The sequence below is a fragment of the Nonomuraea sp. NPDC023979 genome, from assembly GCF_040639085.1.
GTDB lineage: Bacteria > Actinomycetota > Actinomycetes > Streptosporangiales > Streptosporangiaceae > Nonomuraea > Nonomuraea ceibae.
Genome location: NZ_JBEZZG010000020.1, coordinates 72,585 through 86,789, shown reverse-complemented (window position 1 = coordinate 86,789; position 14,205 = coordinate 72,585). Strand labels below are relative to the sequence as shown.

The window sequence follows — 14,205 nt, the reverse complement described above, 5'->3', positions numbered from 1 at the left end:
GTGGGCCCGTCAGGTCGCCTCGGTGTCGTACGGGGGGATCTCCCCCACGCCCAGCTCCTCCGCCATCGGCGCGGCGTAGGCGGGAGCGGGGTCCAGCGCGGGCTTGGCGTTCCAGTCGTCCTCGAGGTCGTCGAGCAGGTGCTTGCGCACGAAGTTGCGCGGGTTGAGGTCGGCCGGGTCGAAGTCCTTGAACTCCGGCCCCAGCCCGGCCCGCAGGTCGTCACGCGCGTTGTTGGCCATCTGCCGCAGGTTGCGCAGCGTCTTGCCGGCCTGTGCGGCCGCCTGGGGCAGCTTCTCCGGACCGAAGACCAGCAGCGCGATGACGATCAGCGCGCCGATCTCCAACCAGCCAAGTCCGAACACCTGAGCTCCTACCGGTCCATCCGCTCCGAGGACAAAACCCCCGGCCTATCCACAGAGTACGGGCTCCTGCGAAGCGGTCGGCACCCGCGTCAGGACGGGGTGGGCACGGGTTCCTCGTCGGCGCTGACCACGAGGGTCGCGATGTGCTCCTGGTCGTCGCGCTCGTACTTGATCTCGATCTTGGAGCCGGGCGCCTTGCTGCGGATCAGCGCGATGAGCTCGTTGCCGTCCTGCAGGCGCAGGCCGTCGACCTCCAGGATCACGTCGCCCGCCTTGAGGCCGGCCTTCTCGGCGGGGCCGCCGGCGTCGACCGGCGGGCGGCCGCTGCGGTTGCCGGAGGCGATGCGGACGCCCTCGCCCCGCCACTCGGGGTCGAGCACGATGCCGATCTTGGGCCGCTTGGCCTTGCCGGTGGTGACGAGCTCCTGCGCGACGCGGCGGGCCTGGTTGACCGGGATGGCGAAGCCGAGGCCGATGCTGCCGCTCTGGCTGGTGACCGACCGGCTCAGCGTGGCGATCGCCGAGTTGACGCCGACGACCTCGCCCCTGGCGTTGACCAGCGGGCCGCCGGAGTTGCCCGGGTTGATGGCGGCGTCGGTCTGGATGGCGCTGATGTAGGCGGGCTCCTCGCCCGTGGCGCCGCTCTCGTCGCCCGCGATCACGGGCCGGTTGAGCGAGCTGACGATGCCGGTGGTGACCGTGCCGGTCAGGCCCAGCGGTGAGCCGATCGCGATGACCGGGTCGCCCACGACGACCTCCTCGGAGTTGCCGAGCCGGATCTCCGGGGTGCCGAACGTCTCCTCCGGCTTGACCACGGCCAGGTCGGAGCCGGGGTCACGGCCGACGATGCGGGCCGTGGTGGTCTTGCGGTTGTTGAACTGGATCTTGATCTCGCCGCCCTTGGCCGCGAGCGCGACCACGTGGTTGTTGGTCACCACGTAGCCGTCCTTGATCAGGAAGCCGGAGCCCGAGGCGCCCTCGGTGTTGCCGACGTTGCCGACCTCCAGCGACACCACGCTGGGCAGCACCCGCGAGGCCACCCCGGCCACCGACTCGGGCGGCCTGTTGGTGTTGCCGGTGGGCGCGGCGCCGAGGTTGAAGCTCGGGTCGGTGCCGCTGCCCGGCCTGGTCAGCAGGTACGTGCCGACGCTGCCGAGCAGGGAGGCCACGAGCGCGATGACGACGGCGAGCACGATCAGGAACGAGGTGCTGGGCCCGCGCCGGGGCAGCGCCATCGCGCCGCCGCCGAACCCGCCGGGAGGCGGCGCCCATCCGGCGCCCATGCCGAGCGCGCGCTGGGGCGGGGGCGGCGTGCCGTGCCGGCCGAACGCCGGGCCTTCGCCGCCGGGGTTGCCGAAGCCGAACGAGGGATTCTCGCCGCTGGGGCTGGCGAAGCCGTAGGCGGGGCTTTCGCCGCTGGGGCTGCTGAGCCCGTAGGGCGGCCTCTCGGGGCCCGGAGGGGCGTAGGAGGGGCCTTCGCCGCCCGGGTTGCCGAAACCGAAGGAGGGGGTCTCGTAGGCGCGTGTGTCGCCCCTGACCCCCTCAGGCGAGCCGAACTCCGGTGAACCGAACTCCGGAGAGCCGAACGTGTGCGGCGGGGAGCCGTAGATCGTGGTGTCGCCGGGCTCGCCCGACGGTGCGCCCCAGCCCGGCTCGGGCCGCCGCTCCGGCTGGTCGCCGGCGGGCAGGAACTCCGGCCGCCCCTGTGGATCAGGGTTGTCCGACGGCGTGCGTCCATCGTCGGGGCGCGTCTCGTCGGTCATCTACTACTCACCACTCCTTGCTCGGACACCGCAATCATGGCGTGATCGGCATACGAGAGTCGTAAAGCAATTGTCAGCAAAATCGCCCGACAAATCCCGATCTCAGATCGTATGCCCACCACGCCATGGACTACGCCATCCCGAGTATCCCAGGAGCGAACCGGTCAAGGCGTGGGCGCGCTCGTCTGCGCGGTCGAGGGCGAGTTCTGCACCCGCTTGACGAGCTCGACCGGAGGCGCGGTGGTCTGGCCGCCGCCCGACACGGCGAAGAACGTGCCGAGCGCCACGGCCGCCGAGACCACGCTGACGGCCACGTACGCGGTGCGCCGCCTACCGCCTCGGCCCGGCCCCGAAGAAGCGCCACCACTGGCGCCCCTGCGGGGCCTGTTGTCCAAAGGGGCGATGCTGTGCGGGCCCGGGATCGGCACACCTCCGAACGTCCGGGCCGGGAACGGCCGCTCGCGGGGCGGCAACGGGCCGCCCGGCTCGGCCATGCGCAGCAGCGACATGGTGAGGTCGGCCGGCATCGACGGGCCGTCGAGCGAGCGCAGGCGCGACTTCAGCGCCCGCACCGACTCGACCTCCCGCCTGCAGTCAGCGCAGAATGTCAGATGCGCGAGCGCGCGCTCACGATCGGCGTGGCCGAGTTCTCCGTCGACCAGCGCGGATACGCGTTCTCCAAGATGAGCCATATCAGACTTCCTCCCCACGGGTAACGGTCGGGGGGAGTTGGGAATTACGGGGAGCCCGATGGTCGAGCGCCTCCCGCAACTGCGCCCGGCCACGATGAATGCGGCTCCGGACCGTGCCCAGCTTGACGCTGAGCGTGGCCGCGATCTCCTCATACGACAGGCCCTCGATGTCACACAGCACGATCGCGGCCCGGAACTCCGGGGCGAGCGCGTCGAGCGCGGCCTGGATGTCCGGCTCGAGGTGCGCGTCGTCGAACGCCTGCGCCGGCGACGGCTCGCGGCCACGGAGTCGCTCCGCCGCGTCGTCGGCCAGCCCCTCGAACCTGATGCGCTGCTTGCGCCGCGCCATGTCGAGGAACAGGTTGGTCGTGATCCGGTGCAGCCAGCCTTCGAACGTGCCCGGGGTGTAACTCGACAGCGACCTGAAGACGCGGACGAAGACCTCCTGGGTGAGGTCCTCGGCGTCGTGGACGTTGCCGGTCAGGCGGTAAGCCAGGCGATAGACGCGTGCGGAATGCGTCCGCACTACTTCCTCCCATGTGGGGGGAGTCCAGTCGGATTCGGACATGCTCGTCGGAGTCTCGGCCTGGTGGTCACTTTCGTCCACCAGAACTCCTCTCTTTGGGACCACCGCTACCGCCATAGTGCCTGGTTTTGTCCCTTCATGCGCACTGGCTGCCTTCAGGACCGGCAAAGCCCGTTTAAACCTGCAACGCCTCGGGGGCCTCCTGAGTTCCCGTCCCGGCGTGTCTCCCCTAGGCTGCGATCGGTGACCAATCGCACGAAAGTGGGGGGAGGAGGCCGATGACCAGTCCGGTAGAGGCCACTCTGGCCTATGCGGAGCAGTTCCATCAGGAAGATGAGATCTTGCACGCGGCGCGGCAGCGCGGGCTGGAGATGGGCGCCACGCCCATCCTTCCCGGCGGCGGCGCGGCGTTGTGCTTCCTCGCCACGGCGGTCAACGCCAAGTCGGTCGTCGAGGTCGGCACCGGCTGCGGCGTCTCGGGGCTCTGGCTGCTGCGAGGCATGCGCTCCGACGGCACGCTGACCAGCGTCGACGTCGAGCCCGAGCACCAGCGGCTGGCCCGGCAAGCGTTCGCCGAGGCCGGGTTCTCCGGCGGCCGGGTGCGGCTGATCGCCGGCCGCGCGCTCGACGTGCTGCCCCGCCTGTCCGACGGCGGCTACGACCTGGTCTTCGCCGACGCCGCCAAGCAGGAGTACGCCGACTACCTGGCCGAGGCGGTGCGCCTGCTGCGCGTGGGCGGCATCGTCGCCTTCGACAACGTGCTGTGGCACAACCGGGTCGCCGACCCCGCCCAGCGCGACCCCGACACGGTCTCACTGCGCGAGCTGGGCAAGCTGGTGCAGACCGACGACCGGCTGCGCTCGGTGCTCATGCCGCTCGGCGACGGCCTGCTCGCCGCCATCAAGATCGCCGACTAGCCCGTACGCGCTCCGTACGGGCCGTCAGGAGCGGGTCAGCCACTCCAGGAGCACCCGCACGCCGAAGCCTGTGGCGCCCTTGGTCAGCACGCCCTCGTCGACCGTGCTGCGCCCCACGCCCGCGATGTCCAGGTGGGCCCAGGGCCGCTTCCCGGCGAACTCCCGCAGGAACAGCGCCGCCGTGATCGACCCGGCCCCGTAGGTGGAGCCGACCTCGATGTTGGCCAGGTCCGCCACCGACGAGCGCAGCCCGTCGGCGTAGTCGTCGATCAGCGGCATCCGCCACAGCCTGTCGTCGCTCTCCCGCCCGGCCGCCACGAGCTGGCCGGCCAGCTCGTCGTCGGTGGCGTAGAGGCCGCCGACGTTGCGCCCGAGCGCCACGCTCATCGCGCCGGTCAGCGTGGCGATGTCGACGACCACGTCCGGGTCGAGCTCGGCGTCGGCGTAGGCGAGCGCGTCGGCCAGCACCAGCCTGCCCTCGGCGTCGGTGTTGAGCACCTCGACCGTGCGGCCGCCGTACTGCCTGATGACGTCGCTGGGCCGCTGGGCGGTGCCGGACGGCATGTTCTCGGCGGCGGCGATCAGGCCGGTGACGCGCACGGGCGCGCCCAGCCGGGCCAGCGCGCCGAGGACGGCGATCACCACGGCGCCGCCCGCCATGTCCGTCTTCTGCGTCTTCATGTTGTCGGTCGGCTTGAGCGACAGGCCGCCCGAGTCGAACGTGATGCCCTTGCCCACCAGCACCACGTGCCGCGCGGCCGGCTCGGCGGGCGTGTAGGAGAGCTGGATGAGCCGCGGCGGGCTGGCCGAGCCCTGGCCGACCCCCAGGATGCCGCCGAACCCCTCGGCCCGCAGCGCCTCCTCGTCCCACACGCGCACCGGCAGGCCCTGCTCGGCGGCGCGGTCGGCGAGCCAGGCCGGGTTCTTCACCGACGACGGCGTGTTGGCCAGGTCGCGGGCGAGCGCCACGGCCCGCGCCACGCTCTCGCCGCGCCGCACCTGGCCCTCGTCGGCGCCCGCGAACGTCAGCGCCGCCACCGGCTGCCTGCCCGGCGCGCCGATCTTGAAGGAGTAGGCGGCCAGCAGCGCGGCCTCGGCGAACGCCGTCACGTCGCCCTCGGGCGTCAGCACCACGAGCTCGTCCTGGCCGCGCACGCGGCGGGTCAGCGCGGCCGCGGCCTTGCGCAGGGCGCGCGGCGAACCGTCGCCCACGCCGTAGAGGAGCACGCGGCCGACGCCGTCGCCGCGCGCTACGGGAACCTCGACGATCTCGCCGGCCTCGCCCTTGGCCTCGTAGTGGGCGAACAGCCCCGCGACCGGCACGCGCAGGTCGACCACGGCCGGCGGGTCCAGGTCCGCCGAGTACGGGACGGCCAGCAACGCGGCGTCCGCGGGAACCTCGGCGACCACCGACGCAGCGGTCTCAATGGGCACGTTCGCTCTCCTCCAACGTCAGCGACCCTGGCGACGGGCGTACGCCAGGGTCGTGGGTCAAACCTGTCCCGGGATCTCTCAGCCGACGACGTTCTTCAACGCCTCGCCGAGGGCCTTCGCCTCGTCGGCGGAGATCTCCACGACGAGCCGGCCGCCGCCCTCCAGGGGGACCCGCATGACAATGCCGCGCCCTTCCTTGGTGACCTCGAGCGGACCATCGCCGGTCCGCGGCTTCATCGCCGCCATGCGTGCATCCCTTCCTGCCTTGGGCTCCCGCGGCCCGCGATTTCCGACCGCCCGTGGGGGGTGGTCGGCGCATTCACGTCTTCTGTGATGTCCTATTCTCCCGCATCGAGAGCCCTCATGGGTAACGATCTCCTCCCAGAATGCGTTGTCCAGGGGGGCGAAGGCGGCCAAACTGGACTTCGTGCATGCACGCGCCGCCCTGTTCGACCTGTATGGAGACCACCTGCGCTCACGCGGTGGGCAGGCGTCCGTGGCCGCTCTCGTCCGCCTCATGCGACCGCTGGAAATCGCCGCTCCCGCCGTGCGTACCGCCGTTTCGCGCATGGTCAGGCAGGGCTGGCTGCGGCCCGTCAAACTGCCCCGGGGACCCGGGTACGGGCTCACTCCGAAGTGCGTCAGACGGCTGGACGAGGCGGCGCTGAGAATTTACCGAGCCGGGACGGTGACCTGGCACGGCCGCTGGCACGTGATCGTTTTCGGCTCCGTGAGAGACCGGGCGCGCCGCGAGCGGATCAGGGCCGAGCTGACGTTCCTCGGCTACGCCGCGCTGTCCGAGACGACCTGGATCGGCCCGCACTCCTCCGCCGAGCTGGACAACCTGCTGGACGCCGAGGGCGTGCGCGCCGACCGGTTCGACGCCGCGCTCGAAGGCGACCCGTGCGAGCTGGTCTCCCGCGCCTGGGATCTGACCGCCATCGGCGAGGCGTACGAGCAATGGCACGCCGAGGCTGTCACGCTGATCAGCGCCCTGCCCGACGGGGCCCCGCCCGACCGGGTGTTCGCCACCAGGAGCAGGCTCGTGCACGGATGGCGCAACTTCCTGTTCCGCGACCCCGGCCTGCCGCCCGAACTGCTGCCGGCCGGCTGGCCGGGCGAGAAGGCCCGCGCCTACTTCGAGCAGGAGGCCGCCCGGCTGCTGCCCACGGCCGCCGCGTTCGTCGACAGGGAGATGCATTGACCGCCGCTGAGGGAGACGCCTTGATCCGCTATGACGTGCGCGACGCCGTCGCCGCCATCACGCTCGACCGCCCCGACGCCATGAACTCGCTGACCGCCGGCCTCAAGGACGCGCTCCTCGACGCGCTCCGGAAGGCCGCCGCCGACCCCGGCGTCCGCGCCGTCCTGCTCACCGGCTCCGGCCGCGCCTTCTGCGCCGGCCAGGACCTGCGCGAGCACGCCGCCAACCTCGACGCCGGCCGCGGCCTCGCCGACACCGTGCGCCGGCACTACAACCCGATCGTCGAGCTCATCACCACCATGCCCAAGCCCGTCGTGGCCGCCGTCAACGGCGTCGCCGCCGGGGCGGGAGCCTCCCTCGCCTTCGCCTGCGACCTGCGCGTCGCCTCCGACAAGGCCAAGTTCGCGCTCGCCTTCGCCGGCATCGCGCTCGCGCCCGACTCCGGCGCCTCCTGGACGCTGCAACGCCTGGTCGGCCTCGGCCGCGCCACCGAGATCATGCTGCTCGGCGAGCCCATCGACGCCGCCCGCGCCCTGGAGCTCGGCCTGGTCAACCGCGTCGTCCCCGCCGACGCGCTTGCCGAGGCCGCCGCCGACCTGGCCGCCCGCCTCGCGCAAGGACCCACCCAGGCGTACGCCGCCACCAAGCGCGCACTCGCCCACGCCGCGACGCACTCACTGCCCGAATCGCTCGCCCTGGAAGCCGACCTCCAGGACGAATGCGTCGCCACCGACGACCACCTGGCCGCCACCAAGGCGTTCCTCAACAAGGAACGCCCCGTCTTTCACCGGCCCGCCTGACTCCTCGCCACACAGCCCTCGATGTGATCGTTGACCAGGCCGATCGCCTGCATCAACGCATAGGCGGTGGTCGGCCCGACGAACCTGAAGCCGCGCCCCTTCAGCTCCTTGGCCAGCGCCTTGGACGCCGGGGTGACGGCGGGCACGTCGGCCATCGACGCGGGCACCGGCGAGTCGGGATCGGCATACTTCCAGACCAGCTCGGAAATGCCGTCCGGCAGCTCCAGCGCCGCCCGCGCGTTGCCGATCGCCGCCTCCACCTTGGCCCGGTTGCGCACGATCCCCGGATCGCCCAGCAGCCGCTCCACGTCCTTGTCCGTGTAGCCCGCCACCTTCGGGATCGAGAACCCGTCGAAGGCCCGGCGGAAGTTCTCCCGCTTGCGCAGGATCGTCAGCCACGACAGGCCCGACTGGAACGCCTCCAGCGTCACGCGCTCGAACACCCCGTCGTCGCCGCGCACCGGGCGGCCCCACTCCTCGTCGTGGTAGGCGATGTAGACCGGGTCCGTCATCCCCGTCCACGAGCAGCGGATCACCTCGCTCACGCCCGCTCGTCCCCGTCCCGCGCCACCCGCACCGTCTCCCCCTCGCCGTTCTGCGCCGGACCGCCTCCGGCCCGCTCCGCGCCGTCCACCCCGTCAACGTACGTGACCTCGCCGGACGCGGTGGCCCCCTCACCAGGGACGGCGACCTCGTCGGCGGCCTCGTCGGAGGCGGCGGGCTCCACGGAGGCGCTCGCGGCTTCGCCGGACGCCGACGGCTCGGCGGGCGCGGGCGGCTCGGCGGGCGCGGGCGGCTCGGCGTCGTGCGCGACGTCCTCCCCTGTGGAAGCGGTCTCTTCCGGGACAGCCGCCTCACCGGGAACGGGGGGCTCCGCCGGGGAGGCGCTCACGGCCTCCCCTGCGGCGGCGCCCTCACCGGGGGCGGGCTCCTCGGAGGCCGTCACGGTGGCGGGCGATGGTGTGGGGTCCGGGTCGGGGAGGGTGTGGGGGGCGGCCGGGGGCTCGTGGTCGGTGCGGAGACCGGCGCCGGGGGCCGCGTAGACCTCCTGGCGCGCGTGCAACCGGCTCGACAGCAGCTCCGACACCCGCTGCTCCAGCACGGCGATCCGCGTGTCGCGGGCGCTGATCGCGTTGGCGGCCCGGCGCAGGGTCTCGTCGACGGACTGCGTGTGGTAGCCGACGAGGTTGACGGGCAGCCGCAGCGCCATGAAGTCGACGGCGGTGAGCTTGCCGGCTTCGGGAAGGTTGAGCGGCGGCACGTCCGGCGGGAACTCGGTCAGCTCACCGCCCCTGCCGAGGGAGACCAGCACCACGCAGGCCAGGATGGCGAGCGCGGCAATGGCGAGTATGACCAGCACATTGGCATCGTACTCATACCACGGAGGCATGAGTCCCGCACTTGCCGCATCCCGCTCAGCCGACGGCCTCTCCGAGCTCGGCGACGCTCGGCCTGACGGGGGTGGCACGGCCTTCGAGCTGGTCGAACGCCTCTTCCAGGGTGGTGGTCCAGGCGATGGCGTCGAAAACCCCGGCGCGGGTGAACCCGGCGTCGTGCATGCCGACGATCAGCTCCTTGAGCGGCCCGTAGAGGCCCCACGGGTCGAGGATGACCAGCGGCCGGTCGTGGATGCCGAGCACCCGCGCGGTCCAGATCTCGAACAGCTCCTCCAGCGTGCCGATGCCGCCGGGGAGGACGAGGAAGGCGTCGGACCTGGCGTCCATGACGCCTTTGCGCTCGCGCATGTCGGCGGTGATGATCAGCTCGTCGGAGTCGCGGTCGGCGACCTCGATGTCGACGAGCACCTGGGGGATGACGCCGACGGTGTGGCCGCCGGCGGCGCGGGCGGCGGTGGTGACGGCGCCCATGCAGGACACGGTGGCGCCTCCGCTCACCAGCGTGTGGCCGCGCTTGGCGAGCTCGGTGCCCACGTCGGAGGCGAGGCGGAGGTACTTGCCGTCGATGTTCTGGCTGGAGGAGCAGTAGACGCAGATGTTCACGAGGAGCCAGCCTATTGCGGCTCGGCGACCTGCGACTGGGTGGCCCGGATCTCCTCCTCGCGTTGCTGGGAGCGGGCCCGGTCGGCTTCGACGATGATGCTGACGGCCTCGTCCACGTCGTCGGTGACGGTGATCAGGTCGAGGTCCTGCGGCGCGATCTTGCCGGTGCCGAGCAGCGTGCCCTTGATCCATTCGATCAGGCCGCCCCAGTATTCGCTGCCCATGAGCACGACGGGGAAGGAGGTGACCTTGTGCGTCTGGACCAGCGTCAGCGCCTCGAACAGCTCGTCGAGCGTGCCGAAGCCGCCGGGCAGGGCGATGAAGCCGCAGGAGTACTTGACGAACATGGTCTTGCGCACGAAGAAGTAGCGGAACTCGATGCCGAGGTCCACGTAGTCGTTCATGCGCTGTTCGAAGGGCAGCTCGATGCCGAGCCCGACCGACACGCCGCCGTCGACCTCGGAGGCGCCGCGGTTGGCCGCCTCCATGACGCCGGGCCCGCCGCCGGTGATGACGGCGTAGCCGGCCTTGGCCAGCGCGCTGCCGAGGGCGCGGCCGGCCGCGTACTCGGGCGAGTCGCCGGGGGTCCTGGCGGAGCCGAACACGGTGACGGCCCTGGGCAGCTCGGCGAGCTGGCCGAAGCCCTCGACGAACTCCGACTGGATGCGCAGCACCCGCCACGGGTCCATGTGCACCCAGTCGGCCGGGCCCTGTCGGGCGAGCAGCCGCTGGTCGTGGGTGGAGGAGGGGACCATGTCGCCGCGTACGACCGCCTGCCCCTGACGCCTTTCCCGGCGGGTTGATTTCATGAGTTCACGCTAGCCCTTCGTGTGGTGCGGATCGTGCCCGAACTCCACGTCTACCCGGCTCGGAAGAATCTTGAAAAACTTCCCGGGAAACCTGGAACCGAATTTCGCGAACCCTGCGTCTAACCGGCGAGGGTGCTGCTCGGGACTGAAAGTGGCTCTCCCCGCCAAATGGCCGGCGAGGAGAGCCACTTTCATGTTGTCTGCCGGGTGTCAGGTCGTCAGCCAGGTGCGCATCGCCTGCTCGCTCTCCACGATCCGCGTCAGCGACACGTATTCGCCCTGCTGGTGCGCCAGGTTGGGGTCGCCGGGGCCGTAGTTGACGGCCGGCACGCCGAGCGCGGAGAAGCGCGCCACGTCCGTCCAGCCGAGCTTGGCCCTCGGGGTGCCGCCCACGGCGGCGGTGAACGCGGCGGCCACCGGGTGCGTCAGGCCGGGCCGCGCCCCGGGCGCCGCGTCGACGAAGCGGACCTCGTACCCGTCGAAGACGTCGCGCACGTGCTCCTGCGCCTGCTCGATCGTGAGGTCGGGGGCGAAACGGTAGTTGACGGTGACCACGCACTCGTCGGGGATCACGTTGCCGGCGACGCCGCCGCGGACGCCGACGGCGTTGAGCCCCTCGTGGTACTCCAGCCCGTCGACCACCGGCAGCCGCGCCTCGTACGCGTTGAGCCTGGCCAGGATCGGCTCGGCGCGGTGGATGGCGTTGATGCCGTACCACGACCTGGCGCTGTGGGAGCGCTTGCCGGGCACGACGACGTCGGCGCGCAGCGTGCCCTGGCAGCCGCCCTCGATGACGCCGTCGGTGGGCTCCATCAGCACCGCGAAGTCGGCGGCGAGCCAGTCGGGGTGGTCGCGGGCGACGCGGGTGAGGCCGTTGCGGTCGGCCTCGATCTCCTCGCAGTCGTAGAAGACGTACGTGACGTCGCGCACGGGGGCGGGCACCGTGGCGGCCAGCTTGAGCGCGACGGCCACCCCGGCCTTCATGTCGGACGTGCCGCACCCGTACAGGAGGTCGCCGTCGACGCGGCTGGGCAGGTTGGCGGCGACGGGGACGGTGTCGAGGTGGCCGGCGATCAGCACCCGCTCGGCGTGGCCGAGCTCGGTGCGGGCGACGACGGTCTGCCCGGACCGGTCGACCTTCAGGTGGGGCAGCGCGGTCAGCGCCTGCTCGACCTGGGCCGCGAGGGCCTGTTCGGCGCCGCTCACCGACTCGACGTCGACGATGCGGGCGGTCAGTGTGCGTACGTCCTGGGTGAGGTCGAGCATCAGGTGTTCACTCCGTGTTCGCGCAGCACGTCGTTGAGCGCTGCCTTGTCGTGCCGCTGCCCCGGCTCCAGACGCTTGAGCACGAGCACGCACGGCAGGCCGAACGTGCCACCGGGGAACTCCTTCTGACGGGTGCCGCCCACGGCCACGCACCAGTCGGGGACGCGGCCGCGGCCGAGCTCCTCGCCGGTGTGGACGTCGATGACGGGCATGGAGGCCGACAGGATCGTGCCCGCTCCGACGACCGCGCCGCGGCCCACCCGGGCCCCTTCGACGATCATCGCGCGGCTGCCGATCAGCGCCTCGTCCTCGACCACGACCGGGACGGCGTTCGGGGGCTCCAGCACGCCGCCGATGCCGACGCCGCCCGACAGGTGGACGTCGCGGCCGATCTGCGCGCACGAGCCGACCGTGGCCCAGGTGTCGACCATGGTTCCGGAGTCCACGTACGCGCCGATGTTGGTGAACGACGGCATGAGCACCACGCCCGGAGCCAGGTAGGAGCCCCAGCGCGCGATCGCGCCCGGCACCACCCGCACGCCGTCGAAGGTGCTCTTGAGCGGCACCCGGTCGTGGTGCTGGAAGTCGCCCACCTGGGACCTGGCCATGCCGAGCACCTTGAAGCTCAGCAGGATCGCCCGTTTGGCCCGCTCGTCGACCGCCACCAGGCCGTCGCCGGTCACCTGGGCGACGCGGGCCTTGCCGGTGTCGAGCAGGTCCACGGCGGCGACCACCGCGTGGCGCGCCTCCGCGTCAGCAGCCGACAACTCCGCACGACGCTCCCACAGCTCGTCGATCACCGCCGGCAACGGTGACATGGTGCTCACGTCTGTCATGGCCACGGAGCCTATCTGGCCGGGTAGGTTCTTCTGCGTGCACCTGCGCTTCTCCCGCGGCGTCGTCACCATCGCGGTGATCGTCGTCGTCCTGGCCGTGGCCATCTCGTTCGGCCTCTACCAGCTGCTCAAGCGGGCCAAGCCGCTGGCCGTCACGGAGCCGGGCTGCGTCGCGCTCACCAAGGACCAGGTCGCCCTCAGCCTGGACGTCGAGCAGGCGCAGATCGCCGCCACGATCGCGGCCGTCGCGGCGCGGCGCAAGCTGCCCGAGAGGGCGGTGGTGATCGCCTACGCGACCGCGCTGCAGGAGTCGAAGCTCTTCAACGTCAACTACGGCGACCGCGACTCGGTGGGCGTCTTCCAGCAGCGCGAGTCGCAGGGCTGGGGCACCAAGAAGCAGATCATGGACCCTGTTTACTCGGCCAACAAGTTCTTCGCCGCGCTGGCCAAGGTCAAGGGCTACCGCAAGATGCCGATCGCCGACGCGGCCCAGGCGGTGCAGCGCTCGGCCGCCGGCTACGCCTACGCCCAGCACGAGCACGACGCCCGCATCCTCGCCGCGGCGTTCACCGGCAGGCTGCCCAGGGCCGTGCACTGCGTCTATCCGTCGGACCCCGGCGTCACGCAGGCGGCCCGCAAGGCGCGGACCCGGGAGGCGCGCCGCCAGCTCACCCGGGCGCTCGGCAGCGCCGCCGTCACCAGTGAGAAGCGCGGGTGGCTGATCGCCGCCTGGTCGGTGGCCCACGCGCAGGAGTACGGCCTGACCCAGGTCGCCTATAGCGGGGCCACCTGGGTCAACGACGTCGAGACGACCGGCTGGAAGGAAGGCGGCAAGGCGGGGGCCAGGCAGGTCGAGCTCGCCTAGGTGGCGCGGCTGACGATCGAGATGGAGCCGGGCGGGAGCGGCTGGGCGTAGGAGGCGGTCCACGCCTGGCCCTGGATGCGCTCGAAGGAGAGCAGGCGGCCGTCGGTGGCGCGGTAGTCGGCGAAGTCGAGCAGGCCCCGGTCGGGGGCGCCGGTGTTGCCTTCGGAGCGGAAGGCGGCGGTGCCGCGCTCCAGCGGGTGGAACTCGACGTCGTCCATGACCAGCGAGCTGCGGGCGGGGACCATGCCCTGGGTCGGCACTCCGGTCCAGAGCAGCACTTCCAGGAAGGGCGGGTCGCCGGCGGCCGGGCCCTGGCGCATCTCGACGGACAGCCACTGGACGCGCCGGGCGGCGTCGCGCAGCCGGTATTCGATCCACTGCTGGCCCTGCCAGGACAGGTGCATCGCGCCGAGCACGCGGGCGGGAGCCCCGTACACCTCGATCTTGTCGCCGACCTTGATGGTGCGCGGGTCGGTGTAGTCGGCACCGGCATGCGCGGGCTCGCTGACCGGCGCCGGCAGCGGGGGCTCGACGGGAGCGGCCTCGACCGGTGGCGCTGTCGTGCGGCCTTTCCTGTCCTGGCGGAGGGTGGCCAGGAAGGCCCCCAGAAGGAGGAGGACGGTGGCGATGCTCAGCCCGAGGACGACCACGGAGGTCATGCTCATCGTTCGGCTCGCTCCACTCGCGGTTCGCCTAGGCAAACGACCGATATCTATTTGTGCTCGCGGAT

The 14,205-nt window shown here is 71.7% G+C and carries 17 protein-coding genes; 4 read left to right on the top strand and 13 right to left on the bottom strand.

Annotated features, from left to right (window positions below):
- Positions 1 to 9: 9 nt before the first annotated feature.
- The 4 genes from AB0G11_RS30010 to sigE all read right to left on the bottom strand — a co-directional run bounded on the left by AB0G11_RS30010 (position 10) and on the right by sigE (position 3,461).
- Entirely contained in the window at positions 10 to 363 is a 354-nt protein-coding gene (locus AB0G11_RS30010) for a sec-independent translocase (RefSeq protein WP_219504782.1), read from the bottom strand.
- Between the two features lie 89 nt (positions 364 to 452).
- Positions 453 to 2,126 carry a trypsin-like peptidase domain-containing protein gene (locus AB0G11_RS30005; protein WP_246644766.1) on the bottom strand — a complete coding sequence of 558 codons (1,674 nt, stop codon included), beginning with the start codon at positions 2,124 to 2,126 and terminating at the stop codon, positions 453 to 455.
- Between the two features lie 164 nt (positions 2,127 to 2,290).
- A complete protein-coding gene (locus AB0G11_RS30000) occupies positions 2,291 to 2,818 on the bottom strand; it encodes an anti-sigma factor (protein WP_357589952.1) in 528 nt (175 codons plus the stop codon).
- 1 nt (position 2,819) lies between these two features.
- A complete protein-coding gene (gene sigE / locus AB0G11_RS29995; RefSeq protein WP_219504778.1) occupies positions 2,820 to 3,461 on the bottom strand; it encodes an RNA polymerase sigma factor SigE in 642 nt (213 codons plus the stop codon).
- 161 nt (positions 3,462 to 3,622) lie between these two features.
- Here sigE and AB0G11_RS29990 point away from each other — a divergent pair, with 161 nt between their 5' ends.
- Positions 3,623 to 4,261, top strand: coding sequence for an O-methyltransferase (locus AB0G11_RS29990; RefSeq protein WP_219504775.1), 639 nt, complete (start codon positions 3,623 to 3,625; stop codon positions 4,259 to 4,261).
- A gap of 24 nt (positions 4,262 to 4,285) precedes the next feature.
- Here the strand turns inward: AB0G11_RS29990 and AB0G11_RS29985 are convergent, their stop codons facing one another.
- Together AB0G11_RS29985 and AB0G11_RS29980 are read right to left on the bottom strand one after the other, a co-directional pair.
- Positions 4,286 to 5,695 carry a leucyl aminopeptidase gene (locus AB0G11_RS29985; protein ID WP_357589950.1) on the bottom strand — a complete coding sequence of 470 codons (1,410 nt, stop codon included), beginning with the start codon at positions 5,693 to 5,695 and terminating at the stop codon, positions 4,286 to 4,288.
- Positions 5,696 to 5,773: 78 nt separating this feature from the next.
- Entirely contained in the window at positions 5,774 to 5,941 is a 168-nt protein-coding gene (locus AB0G11_RS29980) for a DUF3117 domain-containing protein (RefSeq protein ID WP_020545024.1), read from the bottom strand.
- Between the two features lie 181 nt (positions 5,942 to 6,122).
- Between AB0G11_RS29980 and AB0G11_RS29975 the strand changes: the two genes are divergently transcribed.
- Together AB0G11_RS29975 and AB0G11_RS29970 are read left to right on the top strand one after the other, a co-directional pair.
- The gene (locus tag AB0G11_RS29975; RefSeq protein WP_308125732.1) at positions 6,123 to 6,899 is read left to right on the top strand and encodes a PaaX family transcriptional regulator C-terminal domain-containing protein; all 777 of its coding nucleotides are present in this window, start codon (positions 6,123 to 6,125) and stop codon (positions 6,897 to 6,899) included.
- 20 nt (positions 6,900 to 6,919) lie between these two features.
- A complete protein-coding gene (locus AB0G11_RS29970) occupies positions 6,920 to 7,699 on the top strand; it encodes an enoyl-CoA hydratase-related protein (RefSeq protein WP_357589948.1) in 780 nt (259 codons plus the stop codon).
- Here AB0G11_RS29970 and AB0G11_RS29965 read toward each other — a convergent pair.
- From AB0G11_RS29965 to AB0G11_RS29940, 6 genes are all read right to left on the bottom strand, one after another.
- Entirely contained in the window at positions 7,684 to 8,244 is a 561-nt protein-coding gene (locus AB0G11_RS29965) for a DNA-3-methyladenine glycosylase I (protein ID WP_219504767.1), read from the bottom strand. The two genes, AB0G11_RS29970 and AB0G11_RS29965, sit on opposite strands and share 16 nt — an antisense overlap.
- On the bottom strand, positions 8,241 to 9,059 hold the full coding sequence (locus AB0G11_RS29960; RefSeq protein WP_357589946.1) for a hypothetical protein: 819 nt from the start codon (positions 9,057 to 9,059) through the stop codon (positions 8,241 to 8,243). The genes AB0G11_RS29965 and AB0G11_RS29960 overlap by 4 nt, the downstream gene beginning before the upstream one ends.
- A gap of 55 nt (positions 9,060 to 9,114) precedes the next feature.
- Positions 9,115 to 9,699, bottom strand: coding sequence for a TIGR00730 family Rossman fold protein (locus AB0G11_RS29955; protein ID WP_219504763.1), 585 nt, complete (start codon positions 9,697 to 9,699; stop codon positions 9,115 to 9,117).
- An 11-nt stretch (positions 9,700 to 9,710) separates the two neighbouring features.
- The gene (locus AB0G11_RS29950; protein ID WP_308125741.1) at positions 9,711 to 10,454 is read right to left on the bottom strand and encodes a TIGR00730 family Rossman fold protein; all 744 of its coding nucleotides are present in this window, start codon (positions 10,452 to 10,454) and stop codon (positions 9,711 to 9,713) included.
- Between the two features lie 264 nt (positions 10,455 to 10,718).
- Positions 10,719 to 11,774: a succinyl-diaminopimelate desuccinylase gene (gene dapE / locus AB0G11_RS29945; protein ID WP_219504759.1), complete on the bottom strand. Its 1,056-nt coding sequence runs from the start codon at positions 11,772 to 11,774 to the stop codon at positions 10,719 to 10,721.
- Positions 11,774 to 12,610 (bottom strand): 2,3,4,5-tetrahydropyridine-2,6-dicarboxylate N-succinyltransferase, encoded by an 837-nt coding sequence (locus tag AB0G11_RS29940; RefSeq protein WP_219504757.1) that lies wholly within the window; start codon positions 12,608 to 12,610, stop codon positions 11,774 to 11,776. The genes dapE and AB0G11_RS29940 overlap by 1 nt, the downstream gene beginning before the upstream one ends.
- On the opposite strand from AB0G11_RS29940, the gene AB0G11_RS29935 reads away from it, so the two are divergent.
- Positions 12,609 to 13,475 (top strand): hypothetical protein, encoded by an 867-nt coding sequence (locus AB0G11_RS29935; RefSeq protein ID WP_357589944.1) that lies wholly within the window; start codon positions 12,609 to 12,611, stop codon positions 13,473 to 13,475. The genes AB0G11_RS29940 and AB0G11_RS29935 overlap by 2 nt on opposite strands.
- Here AB0G11_RS29935 and AB0G11_RS29930 read toward each other — a convergent pair.
- Positions 13,472 to 14,140, bottom strand: a complete 669-nt coding sequence (locus AB0G11_RS29930) for a DUF4178 domain-containing protein (protein WP_246644764.1) — start codon at positions 14,138 to 14,140, stop codon at positions 13,472 to 13,474. The two genes, AB0G11_RS29935 and AB0G11_RS29930, sit on opposite strands and share 4 nt — an antisense overlap.
- Between the last annotated feature and the right edge of the window lie 65 nt (positions 14,141 to 14,205).

Coding starts and splice junctions, on each gene's coding strand:
- AB0G11_RS29940 (WP_219504757.1), bottom strand. CDS start 12,610: ATGACAGACGTGAGCACCATGTCACCGTTGCCGGCGGTGATCGACGAG.
- AB0G11_RS30000 (WP_357589952.1), bottom strand. CDS start 2,818: ATGGCTCATCTTGGAGAACGCGTATCCGCGCTGGTCGACGGAGAACTC.
- AB0G11_RS30005 (WP_246644766.1), bottom strand. CDS start 2,126: ATGACCGACGAGACGCGCCCCGACGATGGACGCACGCCGTCGGACAAC.
- AB0G11_RS29950 (WP_308125741.1), bottom strand. CDS start 10,454: ATGGTCCCCTCCTCCACCCACGACCAGCGGCTGCTCGCCCGACAGGGC.
- AB0G11_RS29990 (WP_219504775.1), top strand. CDS start 3,623: ATGACCAGTCCGGTAGAGGCCACTCTGGCCTATGCGGAGCAGTTCCAT.
- AB0G11_RS29935 (WP_357589944.1), top strand. CDS start 12,609: ATGGCCACGGAGCCTATCTGGCCGGGTAGGTTCTTCTGCGTGCACCTG.
- sigE (WP_219504778.1), bottom strand. CDS start 3,461: ATGGCGGTAGCGGTGGTCCCAAAGAGAGGAGTTCTGGTGGACGAAAGT.
- AB0G11_RS29930 (WP_246644764.1), bottom strand. CDS start 14,140: ATGAGCATGACCTCCGTGGTCGTCCTCGGGCTGAGCATCGCCACCGTC.
- AB0G11_RS29980 (WP_020545024.1), bottom strand. CDS start 5,941: ATGGCGGCGATGAAGCCGCGGACCGGCGATGGTCCGCTCGAGGTCACC.
- dapE (WP_219504759.1), bottom strand. CDS start 11,774: ATGCTCGACCTCACCCAGGACGTACGCACACTGACCGCCCGCATCGTC.